This window comes from Methylosarcina fibrata AML-C10 (assembly GCF_000372865.1).
Lineage (GTDB): Bacteria > Pseudomonadota > Gammaproteobacteria > Methylococcales > Methylomonadaceae > Methylosarcina > Methylosarcina fibrata.
The window spans coordinates 3,241,411-3,261,900 of record NZ_KB889965.1; the positions used below are offsets into that span (position 1 = coordinate 3,241,411).

At 56.0% G+C, this 20,490-nt stretch carries 15 protein-coding genes; 7 read left to right on the forward strand and 8 right to left on the reverse strand.

Going from position 1 to position 20,490, the window contains the following annotated elements:
* Positions 1–30: 30 nt before the first annotated feature.
* Positions 31–1,290 (reverse strand): glucose-1-phosphate adenylyltransferase, encoded by a 1,260-nt coding sequence (glgC, locus tag A3OW_RS0115210; RefSeq protein ID WP_026223636.1) that lies wholly within the window; start codon positions 1,288–1,290, stop codon positions 31–33.
* 377 nt (positions 1,291–1,667) lie between these two features.
* Here glgC and glgB point away from each other — a divergent pair, with 377 nt between their 5' ends.
* The 5 genes from glgB (at position 1,668) to argH (ending at position 10,145) form a co-directional block, all read left to right on the forward strand.
* Positions 1,668–3,821, forward strand: coding sequence for a 1,4-alpha-glucan branching protein GlgB (gene glgB / locus A3OW_RS0115215; RefSeq protein WP_026223637.1), 2,154 nt, complete (start codon positions 1,668–1,670; stop codon positions 3,819–3,821).
* A gap of 16 nt (positions 3,822–3,837) precedes the next feature.
* Positions 3,838–5,274, forward strand: a complete 1,437-nt coding sequence (glgA, locus tag A3OW_RS0115220; protein WP_020564310.1) for a glycogen synthase GlgA — start codon at positions 3,838–3,840, stop codon at positions 5,272–5,274.
* Between the two features lie 125 nt (positions 5,275–5,399).
* On the forward strand, positions 5,400–6,908 hold the full coding sequence (locus A3OW_RS0115225) for an endonuclease/exonuclease/phosphatase family protein (RefSeq protein ID WP_020564311.1): 1,509 nt from the start codon (positions 5,400–5,402) through the stop codon (positions 6,906–6,908).
* A 148-nt stretch (positions 6,909–7,056) separates the two neighbouring features.
* Entirely contained in the window at positions 7,057–8,649 is a 1,593-nt protein-coding gene (locus A3OW_RS0115230) for a phospholipase D-like domain-containing protein (protein ID WP_020564312.1), read from the forward strand.
* Positions 8,650–8,756: 107 nt separating this feature from the next.
* The gene (gene argH, locus A3OW_RS0115235) at positions 8,757–10,145 is read left to right on the forward strand and encodes an argininosuccinate lyase (RefSeq protein WP_020564313.1); all 1,389 of its coding nucleotides are present in this window, start codon (positions 8,757–8,759) and stop codon (positions 10,143–10,145) included.
* An 85-nt stretch (positions 10,146–10,230) separates the two neighbouring features.
* On the opposite strand, the gene A3OW_RS0115240 is transcribed toward argH, so the two are convergent.
* Together A3OW_RS0115240 and A3OW_RS0115245 are read right to left on the reverse strand one after the other, a co-directional pair.
* Positions 10,231–10,746, reverse strand: coding sequence for a hypothetical protein (locus tag A3OW_RS0115240; RefSeq protein ID WP_020564314.1), 516 nt, complete (start codon positions 10,744–10,746; stop codon positions 10,231–10,233).
* A gap of 100 nt (positions 10,747–10,846) precedes the next feature.
* On the reverse strand, positions 10,847–11,626 hold the full coding sequence (locus tag A3OW_RS0115245) for a TIGR01458 family HAD-type hydrolase (protein WP_020564315.1): 780 nt from the start codon (positions 11,624–11,626) through the stop codon (positions 10,847–10,849).
* 364 nt (positions 11,627–11,990) lie between these two features.
* Here A3OW_RS0115245 and A3OW_RS0115250 point away from each other — a divergent pair, with 364 nt between their 5' ends.
* On the forward strand, positions 11,991–13,544 hold the full coding sequence (locus A3OW_RS0115250; protein ID WP_020564316.1) for a cation:proton antiporter family protein: 1,554 nt from the start codon (positions 11,991–11,993) through the stop codon (positions 13,542–13,544).
* Positions 13,545–13,648: 104 nt separating this feature from the next.
* On the opposite strand, the gene A3OW_RS0115255 is transcribed toward A3OW_RS0115250, so the two are convergent.
* The 4 genes from A3OW_RS0115255 to A3OW_RS29110 are packed head-to-tail and all read right to left on the reverse strand — an operon-like array spanning position 13,649 to position 18,231.
* Positions 13,649–16,474, reverse strand: coding sequence for a DEAD/DEAH box helicase family protein (locus A3OW_RS0115255; protein WP_020564317.1), 2,826 nt, complete (start codon positions 16,472–16,474; stop codon positions 13,649–13,651).
* A complete protein-coding gene (locus tag A3OW_RS0115260) occupies positions 16,471–16,656 on the reverse strand; it encodes a hypothetical protein (protein WP_020564318.1) in 186 nt (61 codons plus the stop codon). The genes A3OW_RS0115255 and A3OW_RS0115260 overlap by 4 nt, the downstream gene beginning before the upstream one ends.
* A 22-nt stretch (positions 16,657–16,678) precedes the next feature.
* Complete coding sequence (locus A3OW_RS0115265; protein ID WP_083918221.1) at positions 16,679–17,137, reverse strand: endonuclease domain-containing protein; 459 nt, start codon at positions 17,135–17,137, stop codon at positions 16,679–16,681.
* Complete coding sequence (locus A3OW_RS29110) at positions 17,134–18,231, reverse strand: DNA methyltransferase (RefSeq protein WP_408605673.1); 1,098 nt, start codon at positions 18,229–18,231, stop codon at positions 17,134–17,136. Before A3OW_RS29110 ends, A3OW_RS0115265 begins: the two co-directional genes overlap by 4 nt.
* A 79-nt stretch (positions 18,232–18,310) precedes the next feature.
* Here A3OW_RS29110 and A3OW_RS27215 point away from each other — a divergent pair.
* Positions 18,311–19,424 (forward strand): IS630 family transposase gene (locus A3OW_RS27215; RefSeq protein ID WP_085984322.1). Its coding sequence is split into 2 segments (ribosomal slippage): positions 18,311–18,738 and positions 18,737–19,424, totalling 1,116 coding nucleotides; the frame shifts between segments, so codons are not numbered across the junction.
* On the opposite strand, the gene A3OW_RS27220 is transcribed toward A3OW_RS27215, so the two are convergent.
* Entirely contained in the window at positions 19,326–20,372 is a 1,047-nt protein-coding gene (locus A3OW_RS27220; protein ID WP_083918222.1) for a site-specific DNA-methyltransferase, read from the reverse strand. The genes A3OW_RS27215 and A3OW_RS27220 overlap by 99 nt on opposite strands.
* Between the last annotated feature and the right edge of the window lie 118 nt (positions 20,373–20,490).

The window sequence follows — 20,490 nt, forward strand, 5'->3', positions numbered from 1 at the left end:
ACGAAAGGCCGGCGGCAGGATCAGGGTGTATTATCTTACAAAATGCAGTTTTTGCCCCAACATTTCGGGAGTGACCAGGACCACCCCACCCGGGCTGACATAATATTTCTTCTTGTCTTCTTCCAGATTTTCGCCGATGACGGTGCCTTCCGGAATTTCACAGCCTTTTTCTATGATGGCTCGGGTAATCCGGCAATGCCGGCCGATGTTCGCCTGCGGCAAGACAATCGAATCTTCCACGGTCGTATAGGAGTTCACCCGGACGTTCGAGAACAGCAGAGAATGTCTTACGGTCGCGCCGGAAATCACGCAGCCGCCCGATACCATCGAGTCCACCGCATGCCCTCTTCTTTCTTCCTCGTCGAACACGAATTTGGCGGGCGGCGTTTGTTCCTGGTAAGTCCAGATCGGCCAGTAGGTGTCGTACAGATTCAAATCGGGCTTGACGTTGACCAGTTCCATGTTGGCCGACCAGTAGGCGTCGATCGTACCCACGTCCCGCCAGTAGCTTTGCACGCCGCTTTGCATGTCCAGAAACGGATACGCATTGACGATATATTTGTCGATAACGGACGGGATGATGTCCTTGCCGAAATCGTGATTCGAATTTTTGGTGTCGGCATCCTTGATGAGCTGTTCGAACAAAAAGGCGGCGTTGAAAACATAGATCCCCATCGAAGCCAGCGCAGTGTCTTTACGGCCCGGCATCACGGGCGGATTGGCCGGCTTTTCGATAAAAGACCTCACCCTTCTGTTTTCGTCGACGCCCATGACTCCGAAAGCGGTGGCTTCCTCCAGCGAGACTTCGATGCAGCCGATGGTCAGATCGGCCTTCCGTTCGACGTGATCCGCGAGCATTGCGGCATAATCCATTTTATAAATGTGATCGCCGGCCAGCACCAGGATGAACTCCGGATCGCGGTTGCGCAGGATGTCGATGTTCTGGAACACGGCATCGGCCGTCCCTTTGTACCACGAGTCTTCGCCGTGACGCTGCTGCGCCGGCATCAAATGGACGTACTCGCCGAATTCGCCGGTCAGAAAACCCCATCCCAATTGCAGATGCCGAATCAACGAATCGGCCTTGTATTGCGTCAGCACGCCGATCTTGCGTATTCCGGAATTCAAACAATTGGACAACGGAAAATCTATAATACGGAATTTACCACCGAAAGGAACGGCCGGTTTGGCCCGCCAATCCGTCATGTTCATCAATCGGGACCCTCGTCCGCCTGCCAGGATTAAAGCTATCGTCTTGCGGGTTAAATGGCTCACTAAAAAATCTGGCATGGTTTTTCTCCCGGTAGAATAGATTCACAATGATTGAGGTGTTTGGTAACATTGAGCGGAAGTTATTCTACTACATTGAGGCTGATACAGTGAAAAGACGATCAAAAAATTCATCCGCTTCCGATTCTACCGCTACCGCTGACGCAAGCACCCCGACTGTTGAACCTGTGAAAGCCACGCCGGCTGCACAGAGCGCCTCTAAAAAAGAAAAAGTAACGGCCGCCGCTACGGCCGATGCCGACCTGGCCTCGCCGGCCGCGGCCCCTACGGCAAAATCCCCGGCGGCGGAACCGGCTAAAGCCAGAAAAACGCCCAAAGCATCGGAGCCGGCCGCGTCCGTTGACGCCACGTCTCCACCAGCCGAGGCCCCCGTCCGGCTGACCGACGATTACGAAAAAATCATCAAGGCCCGCCATCACGATCCCTTTTCAATCCTCGGACGCCATCCGAAGAACGACCGTATCGAAATCCGGGTTTTTCTGCCTCACGCCGAAACAGTCCATCTGGGAAGCAGCGACGGCCCTCGGTTCGAACGCATCCACGGCACCGATTTCTTCATCTATAAAGCCGAAAAGGATGAATTGCCACCGCATTACAAACTGGTATGGACGGATAAAAGCGGGCATCGTCACGAAAACTACGATCCGTACGATTTCGCCAAGCAGTTGCCGGACTTCGACATCCATTTGTTCGGCGAAGGCAAGCACTGGCACATTTATCAGAAACTGGGCGCCCACCTGCACCAGGTGGACGGCATCGACGGCGTGTTTTTTGCGGTATGGGCGCCCAATGCCGGCCGCGTCAGCGTCGTCGGCGACTTCAACCGCTGGGACGGCCGTTGCCATCCGATGCGCAATCTCGGCGGCTGCGGCATCTGGGAGATCTTTATTCCCGGCTTGAAAGAAGGCTGTTTGTACAAATTCGAAATCTCGAACCGGGACAGCGGCGACATTCTGATCAAAAGCGATCCCTACGGGCAGTATTTCGAATTCCGCCCCAGCACGTCCTCCATCGTCCTCAAGGAAAACACCTACCATTGGCTCGATCACCAATGGATGAACAACCGCATCCATCACAACTGGCTGCGCCAGCCCATGAGCATCTACGAGGTGCATCTGGGTTCCTGGAGCCGCGATGCTCAGGGCAACTTTTTGAGCTACCGGGAACTTGCCCGGCAACTGGTGGATTACGTCAAACAGATGGGCTTCACCCACATCGAACTCCTGCCTGTTACCGAACATCCCCTCGATATTTCCTGGGGCTACCAGACCACCGGTTATTTCGCGCCCACCAGCCGTTTCGGTACGCCCGACGATTTCCGCTACTTCGTCGACGTCTGTCATCAAAACAACGTCGGCGTCATTCTCGACTGGGTGCCTGCGCACTTTCCGAAGGATTCGTTCGCTCTGGCGCGCTTCGACGGCAGCGCCCTGTACGAACACGAAGATCCCCGCAAAGGCGAACACCGCGACTGGGGAACGCTGATTTACAATTACGGCCGCAACGAAGTCAAAAACTTCTTGTTGTCCAGCGCGATGTACTGGCTGGAAGAATTCCATCTGGACGGACTCCGGGTCGACGCGGTCGCCTCGATGCTGTACCTGGACTATTCCCGCAGCGCCAACGACTGGATTCCCAACCAATACGGCGGTAATGAAAATCTGGAAGCGATCGAGTTTTTAAGGGAGCTGAACGCGGTCACGCACGATCAGCATCCGGGCACCGTAATCATGGCCGAGGAATCGACCGCCTGGCCCCAGGTCACGCGTCCCACCTGGACCGGCGGACTCGGTTTCTCGATGAAATGGAACATGGGCTGGATGCACGACACGCTCGCCTACATGAGCCTGGATCCGGTGCACCGGATGCACCACCACGATCAGCTCACTTTCGGCCTGCTCTACGCCTTTACCGAAAACTTCGTGCTGCCTTTTTCGCACGACGAAGTCGTGCACGGCAAGGGCTCGCTGGTGAACAAAATGCCCGGCGACGAATGGCAGCGCTTCGCCAACCTGCGCCTGCTGTTGACCTTCATGTACACCTATCCCGGCAAGAAGCTGCTGTTCATGGGCTGCGAGTTCGGCCAGGGCACCGAATGGAACGTCAACAAGTCGCTCGACTGGTACGTGCTCGATTACGCCCATCACCGGGGCGTGCAAAGCCTGGTCAAGGACTTGAACCATCTTTACAAAACCCATCCGGCCCTGTTCACTCACGATTTCGAGCATCAGGGCTTCGAATGGATCGATTGCCATGACATCCAGCAGTCGGTGATCAGCTTCCGGCGCAAGTGCGAATTCGAAGAACTGATCGTGGTCCTGAATTTTACTCCGGTGCCACGGGAGAATTACCGCATCGGCCTGCCCGAAGCCGGCACGTATGCCGAAATCTTCAATTCCGACTCCAAATATTACGACGGCAGCAACATGGGTAACGGGGTCGTGACCTCGGAGCCGATGCCCTGGATGAATCTTCCTCATTCCGTCAGCATGACCCTGCCTCCGTTGGGCGGGATAATCTTAAAGTTATAACCGGGCCGATGCACGCATGAAAAAAATACTTTTCGTCACCAGCGAAGCCCATCCCCTGATTAAAACCGGAGGACTGGCCGACGTTTCCGGCAGCCTGCCCAAGGCCCTGGCCGAACTGGAGCAGGACATCCGGCTGATCGTTCCGAAATACCAGGCGCTCAATACGCACGGGGAAGACATACGCTATGTCTGCTCCCTGCGCATCGACAATCGGAATATCAATATCCTGGAAACCCGCCTGCCCGACAGCAAGGTCACCGTCTGGCTGGTCGATTATCCGGCCTATTTCAATTTTCCCGGCAATCCGTACGTCGATGAGGAAGGCAGCCCCTGGCCCAATAATGCGGAGCGTTTTGCGCTTTTCTGCCGGGTCGCCGTCGAAGTCGCGATGGACCGGATCAATCAGCACTGGAAGCCGGACATCGTTCATTGCAACGATTGGCAAAGCGGCCTGGTGCCCGCGCTGCTCTCGCTGGAATTCGGTCCGCCCGCCACGGTTTTCACGATTCACAACATGGCGTATCAGGGCCTGTTCCCGATCGCTGCGGCAACGGCGCTGAATCTGCCGGGCCAACTGGTTCATCCGGAGGGGCTGGAGTTCCATAATATGTTGTCTTTCATCAAAGGCGGCCTGGTCTACAGCGATCACATCACCACCGTCAGTCCCACTTACGCCATGGAAATCCAGACGCCGGATTTCGGTTACGGACTGGAAGGCTTGCTGGCCTATCGCAAAGAGATCCTGAGCGGCATTCTTAACGGCATCGATACCGACCAGTGGAATCCGGAAACGGATCCGCTGATCGCCCGGAATTACAAGTCGGTATCGCTTCTCGAGAAACAGTACAACAAATCCGAACTGCAAAGGCGGATGGAACTGCCGGTTAACGACCACATTCCTTTATTCGGAGTGATCGGACGGCTGGTCGAACAAAAAGGCATCGACATGATTCTGGACTGCCTGCCCGACATGGTGTCGATGCCCATGCAATTCGTCCTGCTCGGCAGCGGCGACAAAGGGTTTGAAAACAAACTGAAAAATTTCTCCCATTTGTATCCCGATAAAATCGCGGTTACCCTCGGCTACAACGAATCGTTGGCCCATCTGATCGAAGCCGGCGCCGACGTTTTTCTGATGCCGTCGCGGTTCGAGCCGTGCGGCTTGAATCAAATGTACAGCCAGCGCTACGGCACCATTCCCATCGTTCGAAAAACCGGGGGACTGGCGGACACCGTCGTCGACAGCCTGCCTCACACGCTTACGGACAGTACGGCGACGGGCATCGTCTTTAACGAAGCCAGCGCCAGCGCGTTAATGGAAGCAATCAAACGGACCCTGATCCTGTATCACAATCACGAGGCCTGGAAAAAAATGCAGGTGAACGGCATGCAGAAAGATTTTTCCTGGCAGCAAAGCGCCCGGCATTATCTGGACTTGTACCAAAACCTTTAAAAAGAACCATTTTCGGTATGGACCTTGCTTTGTTTTAGATGACGTGCTTCTCTGCGGCCAGCTTTGCCCGGCCGCACAACTTCACGACTTCAGGTTTCCGGCGCCTATCTTCGGGGAAATAACGGATGGACAAAATCCAGTTGATTTATGTAAAAAACGTCATTACCCGAAAAAAAAGAGGCGTCCGACAACTCCTGTCGTTTTTCATGCTTCTGGAAAACCTGAGTCCTCACAAAGAGGTCGACGTGCTCTGGGCGGGAGAGGATGGCATATGGCACACCCTGGCGGCCGCTTACCACAGCGCCTGCGAACCCGGCCGGGAATACTGGCGGGCGGAAACCGAACTGCAACCGACAAGCGACCACTCTCTGCCCGGAAATATTCAGTTCGCCCTGAGGTACCGGACGTTAGGAAAGGAATACTGGGATAATAACCTCGGAAGAAATCATTCCAGCGAAGCCGATTCGGGCATCGAAGCCTTCGATCATCGCCGGGTGCTCAACATCGACTTCAGCGACCGCCTGGACGAGCGCCGGAAATACGTTCCGGTCTGCGTTGCGGTCGATCGTTCGCTGCATGCGGAAAAGGTCACCGTCCACTGGACCACGGACAATTGGCGGCACACCCGAAAAACGGCCTGCCATTTCAAAAGAAACTATTGGGACAAAGAGTTCCAGAGCAACGCCCGGAATCCCAACCAGTATGGGGTCGAGCTCTGGAAAGGCTGGGTCAAAATCGCCGATGCCTTTCGCCTTCAGTACAGCATTTCCTGCGAAAGCCGAGGGCAGATCCTGTGGGACAACAATCACGGCCGGAATTACTCGGCCAGCCGCAGGCCGCTCAACGTGATGATTCTCAATCTTCATTGTTACCAGGAAGAAAATCAGGAATTCAAGTTCAACCAGATCGCCAAGGCCATCAACGAACTCGACGTCGATATCGCCTGTTTCCAGGAAGTCGCCGAGCTATGGAACGACGGCAACGGCGACTGGCAATCCAACTCGGCGAGAATCATCAACGAGCTCCTCGAGCAGCCCTATCACCTTTACACCGACTGGTCGCATCTGGGCTTCAACCGGTACCGGGAAGGCGTCGCCATCCTGAGCCGCTATCCGATGACGAAACAGGAATCGCGCTATGTATCGGACAGCCACGACGTCTACGACATTCATGCAAGAAAAGTCGTCATGGCGCAAATCCACCTGCCTTACATGGGCACCGTGAACGTCTTCTCGGCGCACCTGAGCTGGTGGGAAGACGGGTTTGCCGAACAGTTCCACCGCTTGCGCCGATGGGCGGCCGAAAGGCATCGCGGCCATCTGGCCGGCACCCTGCTCTGCGGCGATTTTAATGTCACCGCCGGCTCGGAAGGCTACCATCTGGTGGTGGACACGCATGAATACGACGATCAATTTCTGGCGGCCAATGCTCAGGGCGTGTTCGAAAAAATTTTCCGCGTCAACGATTCCCACTGGCAAAACCATCTGGCCGACGATTATCGCATCGATTATATTTTTTTGAATAAAGCCAGCGATCTATCCGTCACTTCGGGCCGTGTTCTGTTTACCGACGAGGATTACGGCCGGGTCTCGGATCACTGCGGCTATTTGATGACGTTCGTACCCAAAGTCTGATGCCGTGGCGCCACGGCATCAGTACGAAGCTGCCTGGGCTATTTGGGTGCACCTGGGCAGTCGATCACCTTCCTCCCTCAGGAAGAAGGGACTTATTCAGAGCTTCCTTAAATTTATACAATCGCACGACGCCTTTTGAGGTAAAAATATGACGTTTGCTGAACATCACGCCATGCCGACTCATGGCAATCTGGGCGGCTTTTTTTCCCGGATCAACGACTTTAAGGATAAATTCTACATTCGCTGGGGAAAAATCGACTTTGACGTTCATTTCGGCGTCCAGGCCAACGTCAAAGTCGTGCTGAAAGTGTACCGCGACGAAATCCGGGAAACCTACATCGTCGACACCGATCCTTACGATGTCCAGTGGGATCGGCACAAGCGGCGCACCCGGGATTTTTACATCCATCCGCATTCGGCCCAATTCGGCAAGATCAACTGCATCAAGTTTTCCTTCATCGTGCATCTGGACGAGCATTCGATACCTTCCCATAACGATTACATCTTCATGGACTGGTACCAACTGCAGGACGATCAGCCGCAATACCGGAGCATTAGCTCGGACTGGGCTACGCCCAACGGCTACCGGACTCACGAGCTCAATGCGGCCGAACTGCAAAGCGACGTCGACTGGTACAACCATCATCTCGAGTCGCTGAGGCTGACTCCCAAATTCACCAAAGGACTTCTGTATCATCCCTATCATCCCAAGCGGTTCATTCACGATCACATCGACAAGGTGATTCGCAGCAAATATGAAAACCCTGCGCGTTTCTGCACGATCAAGGTCAGCGTCGACTGCATCGACGATGCGGATTTCGTTTCCCATCTGATTCATGCCCATCATCAGGGGGTGTGCGTCCAGTGCATCGTCGACTGGCGCAAGATGACCCTGACCAACAGCCACAACTACGCCCGGCTGAAACGTTCCGGCATCGAGCTGCTCGGCGTGTTCTGCACGCCCAAGCACCATCTGATCGAAGTCGAACCGGACATGCACACCAAATTCGTCATCTTCAACGACGAAGACTGCATACTCGGCTCGTTCAACATCACTTTCGACCGTTGGTGGGCCAACTGGGAGTCGGGCATGACCTTCCACTCCAAAGGCATCTGCCGGCTGCTGGACAACATCTTTCAGAGCCAGCGCGGCGGCGTCAACCAGAAATACGGCATCGATCCGTTAAGCCCTTTCAATCTGCTCTATACCTTCGGCCGGCACGTCATGCTGAGCGGCGGGTATTACCGCCCGCACCATGCCATCCTCGCCGAAATTCATCGCGCCCGGCATTCGCTCAAGCTCTGCCTGTTTCTGATCGGCGATCTGGTCGGCGATCATCACGACAGCGTCGTCGACGCCCTCATTCATGCGCGGAACCGTGGCGTCCACGTCCACATTCTTTTCAACGGCCATCTGGCGCGGCAGGGCCGCGTCGGCGTCGAGCGTTCGATGGCCGACGAGCTGAACCGCCCCCTGCTGCCGGCGGTGCAGCGGCTGAAGTCCGCGGGCATCCCGGTCGGTCTGGTCTACGGGCAGGACGACCATCCGGTGCCGTATTCGCCGATCCATTCCAAATACTGCGTCATCGACGACTCGATCGTCATCGAAGGCAGCTTCAATTGGTACAATACTTCGGTTTTTTCCCACGATCTCGTGGTCGTGGTCAACAGCCGGGACGTGGCGCAGCCCTATCTGTTCGAGTTCGAACAAATCCAGCGGTCGTTCAGGGTCTTTTACTAACCGCCGTGCTTGCCGTTGCGGTAAAAGAACGGTTATTCCCGTAATTTATGGCTTTGCTTCTTAACGTTGTATAATTCGGCTTTTTCAGCCATTTCCGATCGTCCGCCATGACCAACGTCAACACCGAAAAACTTTCCAGCGCCCGTTTTGCCGAAGCCACCGACGCGTTCGTCGAAGTCTTTACCGCGTCGGTCACGTTCGATCAGCGCATGGCGATGCAGGACATCGAAGGCTCGCTGGCGCACGCGGCCATGCTGAAAGAGTGCGGCATCCTGACCGAAACCGAGTTTCAGGACATTGTCCGGGGGCTCACCGAAATCGGACAGGACATCCTGGACGGCCGTTTCGACTGGTCGATCAAACAGGAAGACGTGCACATGAACATCGAAGCCCGGCTGACCGACCTGATCGGCGTGGCCGGCAAGAAGCTGCACACCGGCCGCTCCCGCAACGATCAGGTGGCGACCGACATCCGGCTCTACCTGCGCAGCGAAATCCGGGAAATCACCCGGCAACTGACGCGTCTGCAAACCGCCGTTCTGGATCAGGCGGAACGGCACGCCGACACGATCATGCCCGGCTTTACCCATTTGCAGGTGGCGCAGCCGATCACCTTCGGCCACCATCTGATGGCCTGGTTCGAAATGCTCGCCCGCGACCGGGAACGGCTTCAGGACTGCAACAAACGGCTCAACGTGATGCCCCTCGGCGCCGCCGCGCTGGCCGGCACCAGCTATCCGATCGACCGCGAATTGACCGCCGAACTGCTCGGTTTCAGCCGCCCTTCGGCGAATTCGCTCGACTCGGTCAGCGACCGCGATTTCGCCATCGAATTTACCGCCACCGCCAGCCTGATCATGATGCACCTGTCGCGTTTTTCGGAAGAGCTGATTCTGTGGTCGAGCGCCCAGTTCGACTTCATCGACATTCCCGACGCCTTCTGCACCGGTTCGTCGATCATGCCGCAAAAGAAAAATCCGGACGTGCCCGAACTGGTGCGCGGCAAGGCCGGGCGGGTCACCGGACATCTGGTGTCGCTGCTGATGCTGATGAAAAGCCAGCCTCTGGCCTACAACAAAGACAATCAGGAAGACAAGGAGCCCCTTTTCGATACCGTCGACACGCTGATCAATTGCCTGCGCGCCTATGCCGACATGGTGCCACGCATCGGCGCGAAAAAAGACCGGATGTATCAGGCCGCCAAACGCGGCTTTGCCACCGCCACCGATCTGGCGGATTATCTGGTCCGCAAGGGCATGGCCTTCCGCGACGCGCACGAAGCGGTCGGTCTGGCGGTTCGACTGGGAATCGACACCGGCCGCGATTTATCGGAGCTCACCCTGGCCGAACTGCAAGCGTTTTCTCCGCTGATCGAAGCCGACGTGTTCGACTCGCTGACGCTGGAAGGCTCGGTCTCGGCCCGCAGCCATGTCGGCGGCACGGCGCCCGATACGGTCAGAAAAGCCGTCCGGGCGGCGCGGCAGGCCCTGGCGTAGTACCTTCCACTTTCTCCGGCCGGGCCGGGTTTTCACCGCTCACCCGATTGCATCGGAGCCTTTCATCGCTCCGAAGCCGCTTGCCTTATTCCGAAGGCGATGAATGGTGCTTCGTATGCTCCGGTACTTCGGCGCTGCCGTGATCGCTTTCCTGCGCGTCGAACCATTCATGCAGCGCCTGCACGTACTGAGGGTATTCGGTGGAAAAATGGATCTGCGCGCCGTTCGGCAGGGACTCGTATTCGTATCTGATGTCGTCGAGCGCCGCCTTTTTCAACTGGGCAAGCCCCGGCATGTCGGCGCCGTGGACGCGCTGGGTCGCGGAAAAGTCTCCTTTTCTGAACTGATTGGTCAACTCGCGCAGATGCTCCTGGACCAGCTTGATTTGCTCCTTGTCGGCCTCCGGTTTGACCACCACGTGCTGCACGCCGCCGTGAACCGTTTTCGTGAACGATTGCAAAGTCTGATCCAGGGAATAAGGAACGGTTTCGCGGCTTTGCTGCTGCACTTTTTCCACACGTCCTGAGCCGGCCGGCTCTGCCGCAAGCGCCGCCGAGGAAGCGAGTAAAATTCCGATCGAGATGAGGGATACGTATTTCATAGGGGCTCCTTGTTATCGGGTGAATTGCGTCTGATGAACAGCTTCACGTACGGATTGATGTTCGAAAGACATTTTTTGTCCGCCGCAGGTTCCATTGTCTTCAGCCCGGCAGATGCCCGGGCAGGTCGGCGATGGAAGCAATGGTCAGATCGGGCACGATCGGACTGTCGTCAACATACGCTTTCCGGTATTTGCCGGTTTTTACCAGAATGCCGGTCAAACCTGCGGTTTGTCCGCCGCCGATATCGGAGTCGACGTCGTCGCCGATAATGGCCACGTTTTCCGGCGGCAAATCCATTTCGCTCAGAGCCGCCCGGAAAAAGGCAGGCGAAGGCTTGCCGATCACGGTCGCCTGTTTCCGGCTGGCGTATTCCAGAGCGCTGACGAAGGCGCCAATGTCCATTTGCAGACCGTGTTCGGTCTGCCAGAAGCGGTTTTTATGGATGGCGATCAGCTCGGCTCCGTTCATCAGCAAGTTGAAAACCTTATTCAGCAGCGAATAAGACCACGCCTCGCCGATGTCGCCGATAACGACGACGTCGGCCTTGTCGTCCGCTTGCCGCAAATGCCGGAAATCCTGTTTGACGTCCTCCGACAGCACCCAATGGCAGACCGGGTCACCGAGTTGCCGAAGATGGATCAAAGCCGCCTGGGGAGCACTGATGATTTCGTGCCCGGCAATATCGAATCCCAGGCCGGTCAGTTTATCGTGCAGCGAAGCGCGGGACAACGTGCTGGTGTTGGTAATGAAACGGCAGCGGTAGCCCCGGCGTTTTATCTCGGTAATGGCCGCCCTGGCGCCGTCGATCACGTTTCGGCCGACGTAGAGAACGCCGTCGAGATCGCACAGAAAGCCACGAATTGAAGATAGATCTGCCATACGAAGTTAACGAGTGATTGCCGGACATCGGATTTTCGGCAGTAGTCCGATTATAACAGAGTCCTGCCGGCGCCGATAAATACCGAACGCAGGAAAAGCACCAAACCCCAGGCATCCGCCCGGCTTTTAATTTCCTACGGTTCCCGTTATAGTGATTGAAGAATCTTTTCTTCTATTTTTCCGGAAAGACAAGCTTCATGGCTTGCGCGTTAAAAGACAAAAAGAAACGAGGATAAAACCCAAAACGGCTGCTTTGAAACCCGAGCGGCGCCCGGCATCCCGCCCCAGGATGCGTGCCATTATCCGACGAGTGCCTTTATCGCAACTTTCCGGAATCAATCTTTCTAAACAAGGCATTTGACACATGATGGAATTAGTCTGGGTTGGTACGGCTTATCTCATAGGCCTGATCGCCAGCCATTTGTCCTTTCCTCCTCTGGTGGGCTACTTGATCGCCGGCTATATTCTGCACTCGCTGGGCGTGGAATCGGCATGGACCCTGACTCATCTGGCCGACGTCGGCATCGAGTTGCTGCTGTTCACCGTGGGCTTGAAAATCAGATTGCGTTCGTTGCTGCGCCGGGAAGTTTTAAGCGTAGGCGGCCTGCATTTGGCGTTCGTGACCGGAGTTTCCGGACTGATTTTTCTGCTCCTCGGCGAACGGAGCGCCGGCGGCTGGGTCCTGGGCGCCAGCCTGGCATTTTCCAGCACCGTGCTGGCGATCAAGGTGCTGGAAGACAACGGCGAGCTTTCTTCCTTGCATGGCCGGGACGTACTCAGCATCCTGATTCTTCAGGACGTCGTGGCGATTGCGCTGCTGGCGGTCGCGGACGGCCGACAGCCGTCCTACTGGGCGTTTGCCTTGTTACTGCTTCCGCTGCTGCGCCCCCTGGCCCACCGCCTGCTCACGGTCAGCCGGGCGGACGAATTGAGACTGCTCCTGGGCGTGTCGCTGGCGCTGGCAGGCGGCGTGTCCTCCGAAAGCGTCGGGATTTCCCCCGATATCGGCGCCTTGCTGATGGGCATCATGCTCGCGGCTCATCCACAGATCGACGATCTTTCCGACAAGCTCTGGAGCCTGAAGGAAGTCTTTCTGGTCGCCTTCTTTCTGCAAATCGGCCTATCCGATTTGCCGAACCGCGACCAGATCGTTCAGGCGCTGGGGTTGCTGGCCGTATTGCCGTTGCAGGGCATCGTCTTTTTCACTCTGTTTATCCTGGCCGGCTTGCGCGCCCGCACCGCGTTCATCTCGTCGCTGGCTTTGACGACTTACAGCGAGTTTGCGCTGATCACCACCGGCGCCGTGGTCAAGGCGAATCTTTTGCCCGCCGACTGGAACGCCGTGATCGCCCTGGCGGTCGCCGGATCCCTTGCCGTCGCGGCGCCGTTGAACCGCTATTCCCATCGGTTGTTTTCCTGGTGCGAGCCCTTTTTGATCCGTTTCGAGAAAACATCCGGAAGCGGACATCCCGACCGGTTGCCCGACTCCATCGGCCGCGCCGAATGGTTGGTGGTCGGCATGGGGCGCACCGGAATTTCCGCCTATCAGGCCTTGTATCGGCAGGAAAAACGGGTCGTCGGCCTGGACGCCGATCCGACCGTTCTGGAAAGCCTGCTGGCTAAAGGCAAGCGCGTGATTTACGGCGACGCCGAGGATCCGGAGCTATGGTCGGAGCTGCCGCTGGACCGGGTCAAAGGCATCATTCTTACCCTTCCCGAATTCGACGCCCGCTGCTCGGCGACACGACAACTCAGAAAGCGCGGCTTTCAGGGCCAGATCGGCACCATTTGCTATCTTCCCGAAGAAAAGGCGCAACTGGAGCGATTGGGCGCAAACCTGATGATTCATCCACTGGTCGAGGCAGGAAACCAGTTGGCCCGGCAAATCGTGCGCGATCGTTCGGAATTGCCACAATAAGGATGGTTCCTCATCCGTGCTGTGATAGACCTTAGCGGAAAAGGGCCCGGAATTGACGGCCCTTGCCGAACACAATACTCAGTGGATGCGGAAAAATTTTCCCATTAACTATCGGTCAATTTAAATCGCTGAAAATCCGCCAGCCTTTTAGACTCCACAATCTCATCATGCGGCAACAGCAGGTAAGTCCAAGGTTTGGTGCCTGTTTCTGCGGCGTAATCCGAAGCATGCCGGCACCACCGTGCTGCGGCGGCGGCCTTAGCCTGCACTTCTTGGGAATCGATGTCGCCCTTCGCTTTGGTTTCCACCATGAAAATCTGTGTATCGGTATCCGCGACAAAATCCGGTATATATTCGGGCTGCTCGGTTCCCAGTTTGTAGTAAATCTGGAATTGGCCTTTGGCGGGCTTAAACCACTTCCGTGCGTCTCTCTCCAGAATGACGGCAAAACGCCGCTCGGTGTCGGAATCGAACTTTTGTAACGGATATAAGCAGCGCTCGAATCCGCCGAACAGCATTTGTTTGATGCGGCCGGTTTCCGTGACCGTTTCGCGGAAATGGCGCACGGCAATCCCCAGGGATGGGCTGAATACCGCGGAATCTCCGGGAGCGATGGCGGCGCGGCCGGCGGTAGCCGTGTAGTTACAGGGTTTCAACTCGGTAAAGCCGCGGCTGACTTTGACTTCGTATTCGGTCGCTTCCTCCCAGAAATGCGCCATCATCTGGGCATGAATTTCACGGGCGATCAAGCGCCGATCACGAGCCAGCACGCTCCGCACCTCAGCTTCCGGGAGATAGCCGGACAAGTGTTGCACCATTTGCCCGGCGAGGCCGTACAGCAATTCGGCATGGGTGAAATAATCGACGTCGTCATAGTCCACCAGTGCGTGAACGATGTAATCCTCCAAACGCCGCTCAACCAGACCGATTTCCGACGCCAGCGTGAACTGTTCGTTGGTGCGCAGCATTTGCCCAACAATTTCACGTTCGCCGGGTTGCAGGTGTAACTGAGCAACATCGAGTTTGAACGGATGAAAACCCGTGGTAACCTCTCCATTCGGCACCACGGTAATGCGCGGAATATCGATGGTTTGCTGGACGACCACCGCGGTCGTCTTCGCCACCACGTCCGCCAAATTGAAGCTTTCGCCGGCTAGCCAACTGGACTGCACCGGCTTCAGCCGCTCGGCCACTTCCTGCAGGATTACCTGTTGCACTTCCGGTTTGAGCAATGCCGCGCTGGTCGGCACCAAGTCGCGTTTGATCTCATATTTGCCGATGACCTCCATCACCATACGCGCGGCCTGCAATTCGGGTTCACGGGTAAACACAGGCGCGCCGCCCTCTCCCCAACCCTTTATGCCCTTCAGGGGACTCTCCCATTGGGAAAGGGGCTTATCTTGCTCTCGCTCCCCTCTCCCGAATTCGGGAGAGGGGCCGGGGGAGAGGTTTGTCAAACCCAGCCGCGTCATCGCCCCAGACGACACCTGCACGCTGACTTTGTTATCGTCGCTGCTCGGCGCCTCCAAAATCAACTGTTTCAGCCGAATCGGCGAATCGCCGCGATTGGCTTCATCAATAATCTCCTGAAACTTATCGTGCGCGACGATGTTCAAGCGGTCCACTGCCGCCACGCCGGTACGCTTGCCGTACGGCAGACGCAGACCGCGACCGATCGATTGCTCGATCAAAGTCCGCGCATTGGCCGCCCTGAGCGGCACGATGGTGTACAGATTGGTGACGTCCCAACCTTCTTTGAGCATATTCACGTGAATCACGATTTCGGTCGGCTCGTCCACGCTTTCCACCGCCAATAACCGGGTAATCATCGCTTCTTCTTCGGCGCCCGAGCGGCTGGAATCGACCTGAATCACCTTGCCCCGATAACGGGCCTCAAAGAACGCATCGGACTCCAACAGCGCCAAGAGCTGCGCGGCATGCGCCGTCTCCCTCGCAATCACCAACATGAACGGCTTAACGGCCTTTACCCCGTTCTCGCGGGCATAGGTCAATAGTTCGACCTTGGTAGTCTCATGCAGGCGCACGCCGTCTTCCAGCTTGACCTTCTCCAGCTCTTCCGGGGTATGCGCTCTGGCATCGAAGTTACGTTGCGTCACCACCGCCGGTTCTTTGACAAAGCCGTCTTCCATCGCCCGTGCCAACGGGTAATCCATCACCACGTTTTTGAACGGCACCGGTCCGCGCGTCGATTCCACAAACGGCGTCGCGGTCAATTCCAATCCAAACAAAGGCTTCAATTCGTTGATCGAACGCACCCCGGCACTGGCGCGGTAACGGTGCGACTCGTCCATCAGCAGCACCAGATCGGTCAAACCGGCTAAATGGTTGAAATAACTGTCGCCCAGCACTTCTTGCATGCGCTTGATGCGCGGCTCCTTGCCGCCGCGCACTTCGGAGTTGATTTTGGAGATATTGAATATGTTGATGCGGACATCTTCAAAGGCCCCAGGCAGGCTTTCTCGAACGACAGCACCTGACTGATCGTAGTTGTCTCCAGTGATAACGATCGGCGGCTGTTGAGCAAATTCGGCGATGCCCTTGAACACATACTTCGGCGTATTCGGCGTGAAATCGGCAATCAATTTGTTATAAATCGTCAGGTTCGGCGCCAACACGAAGAAATTATTGATGCCGTGCGCCAGATGCAAATAAGCGATAAAAGCCCCCATCAAGCGGGTTTTACCGACGCCGGTGGCCAAGGCAAAACACAGCGAAGGAAAGTCGCGCTCAAAATCCTCCAGCGTCGGAAACAGCGACTTCAAACTGGACAACACGGCGGGCACGTCTTTCTCGTGCTGCAACAATTCCGGCGCCATCTTCAACGCATGCGCCAAACGCGACAACGATTCGGCTTGCGGCGGACGCAGCGACAAGCGCCCGGTTACGGCATTTAAAACCTTTGAATTCATACTTGTCCTTCTTGCCGGAGTTGTTCCGCCGTCAAACGAACCATTTGCCGGTCTTTCAAAATCACAATTGCGGTTCCGGTTTGTATTGCCTGCTTCCGGGCTGATTCGGCAGCTCGTTTGATCGCCTGTAAAGACGCCACTAAATCCTTGTCCTTGGTGAGGATCGATTCGTGCGCTGTCATGACTTTTCTCCCGTTTCCTACATTATGGCTTTTTGTTTTCATCGGCGGCTTTGGACAGGTTGCCGGCCACCATTCGAATTTGTTCCAGCACCGCTGCCGTTTGAGCCAAAACGTCATTATTCCAAAAGTGCAGGATGGTAAAGCCGTTGGCTCGAAACCAGGCATTGCGTTTTTCGTCTTGCTCGTCGCCATGCTGGCTGCCGTCGGCTTCTATGATCAGACGCAATTCCAGGCAAACAAAATCGGCAATAAATGGCCCTATCGGTTTTTGACGCTTGAATTTTAGCTCCATGAAGCGGCCGGCGCGCAAGTAATACCAAAGCCGCTGCTCGGCTTCGGTCTGATTGGAGCGGAGAAACTTGGCGTGTTCGAGCAAGCTAGCCCCCTCTCCCCACCCCCTCTCCCCGCGGGGAGAGGGGCTTGAACTGTTCCCGCCGCGATTACAGTAAGTTGATGGATTTGAAGGGTATTTCGTGTTCATAATTCATCCTCGAACAAATCAATTGTCTTCGAATTTTTTTGCATGTTGCCTTTTCTCTCCTCTCCCGCGAGCGGGAGAGGAGCCGGGGGAGAGGGTTCAGCCATCGGCAAATTCGCCACATTCAGACTGTAATCGTCATGCCCCCATTCGCAACGCGCCAACACCATCTTGGGGATTTTTTTCAGGGTCAGATGCGGCCAGCGTTCGATGGCTTGTGCGGCAGTAATGCCGTGAAAGGCCGAACAGCATACGAGTAATGAGTAGCCTGAGCGCCCTCTCCCCAACCCCTCTCCCAACTGGGAGAGGGGCTCATCCGTCCCTTTCCCGCTTCCGAGAGAGAAGCCGGGGGCCATCGGCTCAAACTCCTCTTTCCCATCTCCGAGAGAGAAGCCGGGAGCCATCGGCTCAGACTCTCCTCTCCCGCTTGCGGGAGAGGGGCCGGGGGAGAGGGCAATACCGCCCACCTCATCGGCCAGAGCCTGCAATTGTTCGGCAGACAGGTTTTGCGTGGTGACGTAGATAAAATCGCGTTCGCTGGAATGGCCGTGCTGCCACCAGCGCGTTTCCGACGGCGCATAGGTAAAGCCTTCCAGCTTGCACAAGGCCTCGGCCAGCATCGCCGCATTGTACTCGGGATTGACGACCGGATTGCCCCAGCGGTCGTTGACGATCAGGCTGGGAGCCAGTTTGTAATAACGGAAACCGCCGCCGCCCTGCCAGTTGACCGCTTTCGTAATGCCGCCTGGGTCTTCGCCGTCGATGACCTTTTTTAGGCGCGGAATGACGTGGGTGTGGCAGTGTTCGCCCAGCTCGACCATGATCCAGCGCCGGCCCATTTTATGGGCGACCGCGCCGGTGGTGCCGGAACCGGCGAAGGAGTCGAGGACGAGGTCGCCGGGGTTTGTAGCGATATGAATAACTCTGCTGATTAGTGCCTCGGGCTTGGGAGTGGAAAATGGAGTTTCTCCAGGAAACAGGTTTACCAATTCTGATTTCGCTTGACCATTCGTGCCGACCTCTTGCGCAGACCAAAAAGATGAGGGAACTAAACCCGCCTGGACTTCAGACAGGAATTTCTTAACCCTAGTAGTCAGTCAATTTAAATCAAAAGGATATATTGGGCTTGTAAGTCACTCTATAGTGGCATTGATGGTTACTGATTGAGGTCAAGCAATGCCAGCTCTTAAATACAAAGTCAATCTGACTGAAGACGAAAAGCGTGGCTTGGAAGCCATGATCAACAAAGGAAAAGCCGCGGCACGCCATCTGACACGCGCGCGAATTTTATTAAAAGCGGCAGCGGGTATTCAGGATAAAGACATTATCCAAGCTTTGGGTGTCTCGGAATCAATGGTGTTGACGACGCGCCAACGGTGTGTGGAAGAAGGCCCGGAAGCCGCCCTGAAAGAACGCCCCCGTCCAGGACGTGCCCCAAAACTGACGGAGAAGCAGGCCGCCCATATTATCGCCTTGGCTTGTAGTGAGGCGCCGACAGGGCATGATCACTGGACCTTGCGGTTGTTGGCGGACAAAGTGGTGGAATTAGCGTATGCCGACCGTTGCAGCTATGAAACCATCCGTCAGCTTTTAAAAAAACACTCTCAAACCCTGGCAGAAGCAAGAGTGGTGCATTCCCGAGGTGAGTGCTGAATTTGTCGCGGCGATGGAAGACGTGCTGGACCTTTATGAAGAACCCTACGATCCGTTGCGCCCGGTTGTGTGTTTCGACGAAAGTCCGAAGCAACTCATTGCGGAAGTCCGCCAACCTCTCCCGCCTGAGCCCGGTCAACCGGCCCGCTATGACACCGGCTATGAACGGAAAGGCGTCTGCGATTTGATGATGATCTGCGAACCTAAACGCGGTTTTCGGCAGGTGGACATCACCGCGCGGCGGACCAAAATCGAATTCGCGCACAGCATGAAGCATATCGCTGAACTTTATCCGGACGCGGCGGTGATCCGGGTGGTGCTGGACAATCTGAATACCCATAAAATGGCGTCTTTGTATGAAGCCTTTCCAGCAGAGCAAGCCCGTGAATTGGCGCGACGGCTGGAGTTCCACTACACGCCCAAGCATGGCAGTTGGCTAAACATCGCTGAGATCGAACTGGCCGTCTTGTCGAACATGTGTTTATCACAGCGGATACCGGACACAGAGAGCCTCCGGCGTGAGGTCGAAGCCAATATCCTACCGCGCAACACCAAGGCGACGCCCGTCAATTGGCGATTTACGACGCAACAGGCACGACGTAAACTGGCTCGCCTGTATCCTTGTGTTTCTTCGTGACTGACTACTAGGTGCATTTGATCCGTCCGCTCCAAACCAAATACGATTATCGGCAACCATTTCGTTGAAACGCGACTCGGTGTAGAGCCAACACCGACCAGCAGGCGGATCAACCTTACGGCCGGAAGGCGTAGTCACCGTGAAAAACTGGGCTTGCCGGCGGCCTTTCTCGGCCTTAGCATGGGCCGGCAGCGATGCCCACACGCCACGGGGATCGTTGTCTGGGTTTGTAAATCGCTCAAGCTGACTCTCGGATGCAGGCAATGGATTTCGTATCTCTTTCCAGATAGCGCGAGATTTTGCAAAGACCAACACATGGTCATGCACAGCGGAAAAGTCAGTCCGATTCTCCCGAGTTGGTGTCTTTTGCCAAAACACATTCGCAACAAAATTCCCCCGCCCAAACACCTCATCACACAACACCTTCAAATAATGACATTCATTGTCGTCGATGGTAATCCACAATGAACCGTCGTCCGACAGCAAGCGCCGGATGATTTCCAGCCGGTCGCGCATCAAGCCCAGCCAGATCGAATGCTCCAGCCCGTCGTCGTAATGAGTGAACGCGCTGCCGGTGTTGTATGGCGGATCGATGAACACGCACTTGACCTTGCCGGTAAATTCCTGCTCCAGCGCCTTCAACGCCAACAGGTTGTCGCCGAAAATCAGCCGGTTGTCGAAAATATCCGTTTGCTCCCCTCTCCCCAACCCTTTATGCTCTTCAGGGTGCTCTCCCCGCTGGGGCGAGGGGCTTACATGCTCCTCACTTTGCCGGAGCGTCAGGCTTTCGCTCCCCTCTCCCGTGTGCGGGAGAGGGGCCGGGGGAGAGGGAAAACGCCGAAACTTGGCGTAATACGATTTCTCCGGGTCTTCCAACAAAATCCGCGGCTCCAGGCGGGGTCGTTTGTCTTTGCCGATCCAGGTAAGTTCGAGTTTTTGTTTGGCCATTTAAAAAGAGATTCAATTCGTTAGTTAAAGCGGTAAGACGTGTCGTCCCAATCGCCGGCTGCGATTGGCGTAATTGCGCGAGACGATTCCGGGGATATTATCCATCAATTCAAAAAAT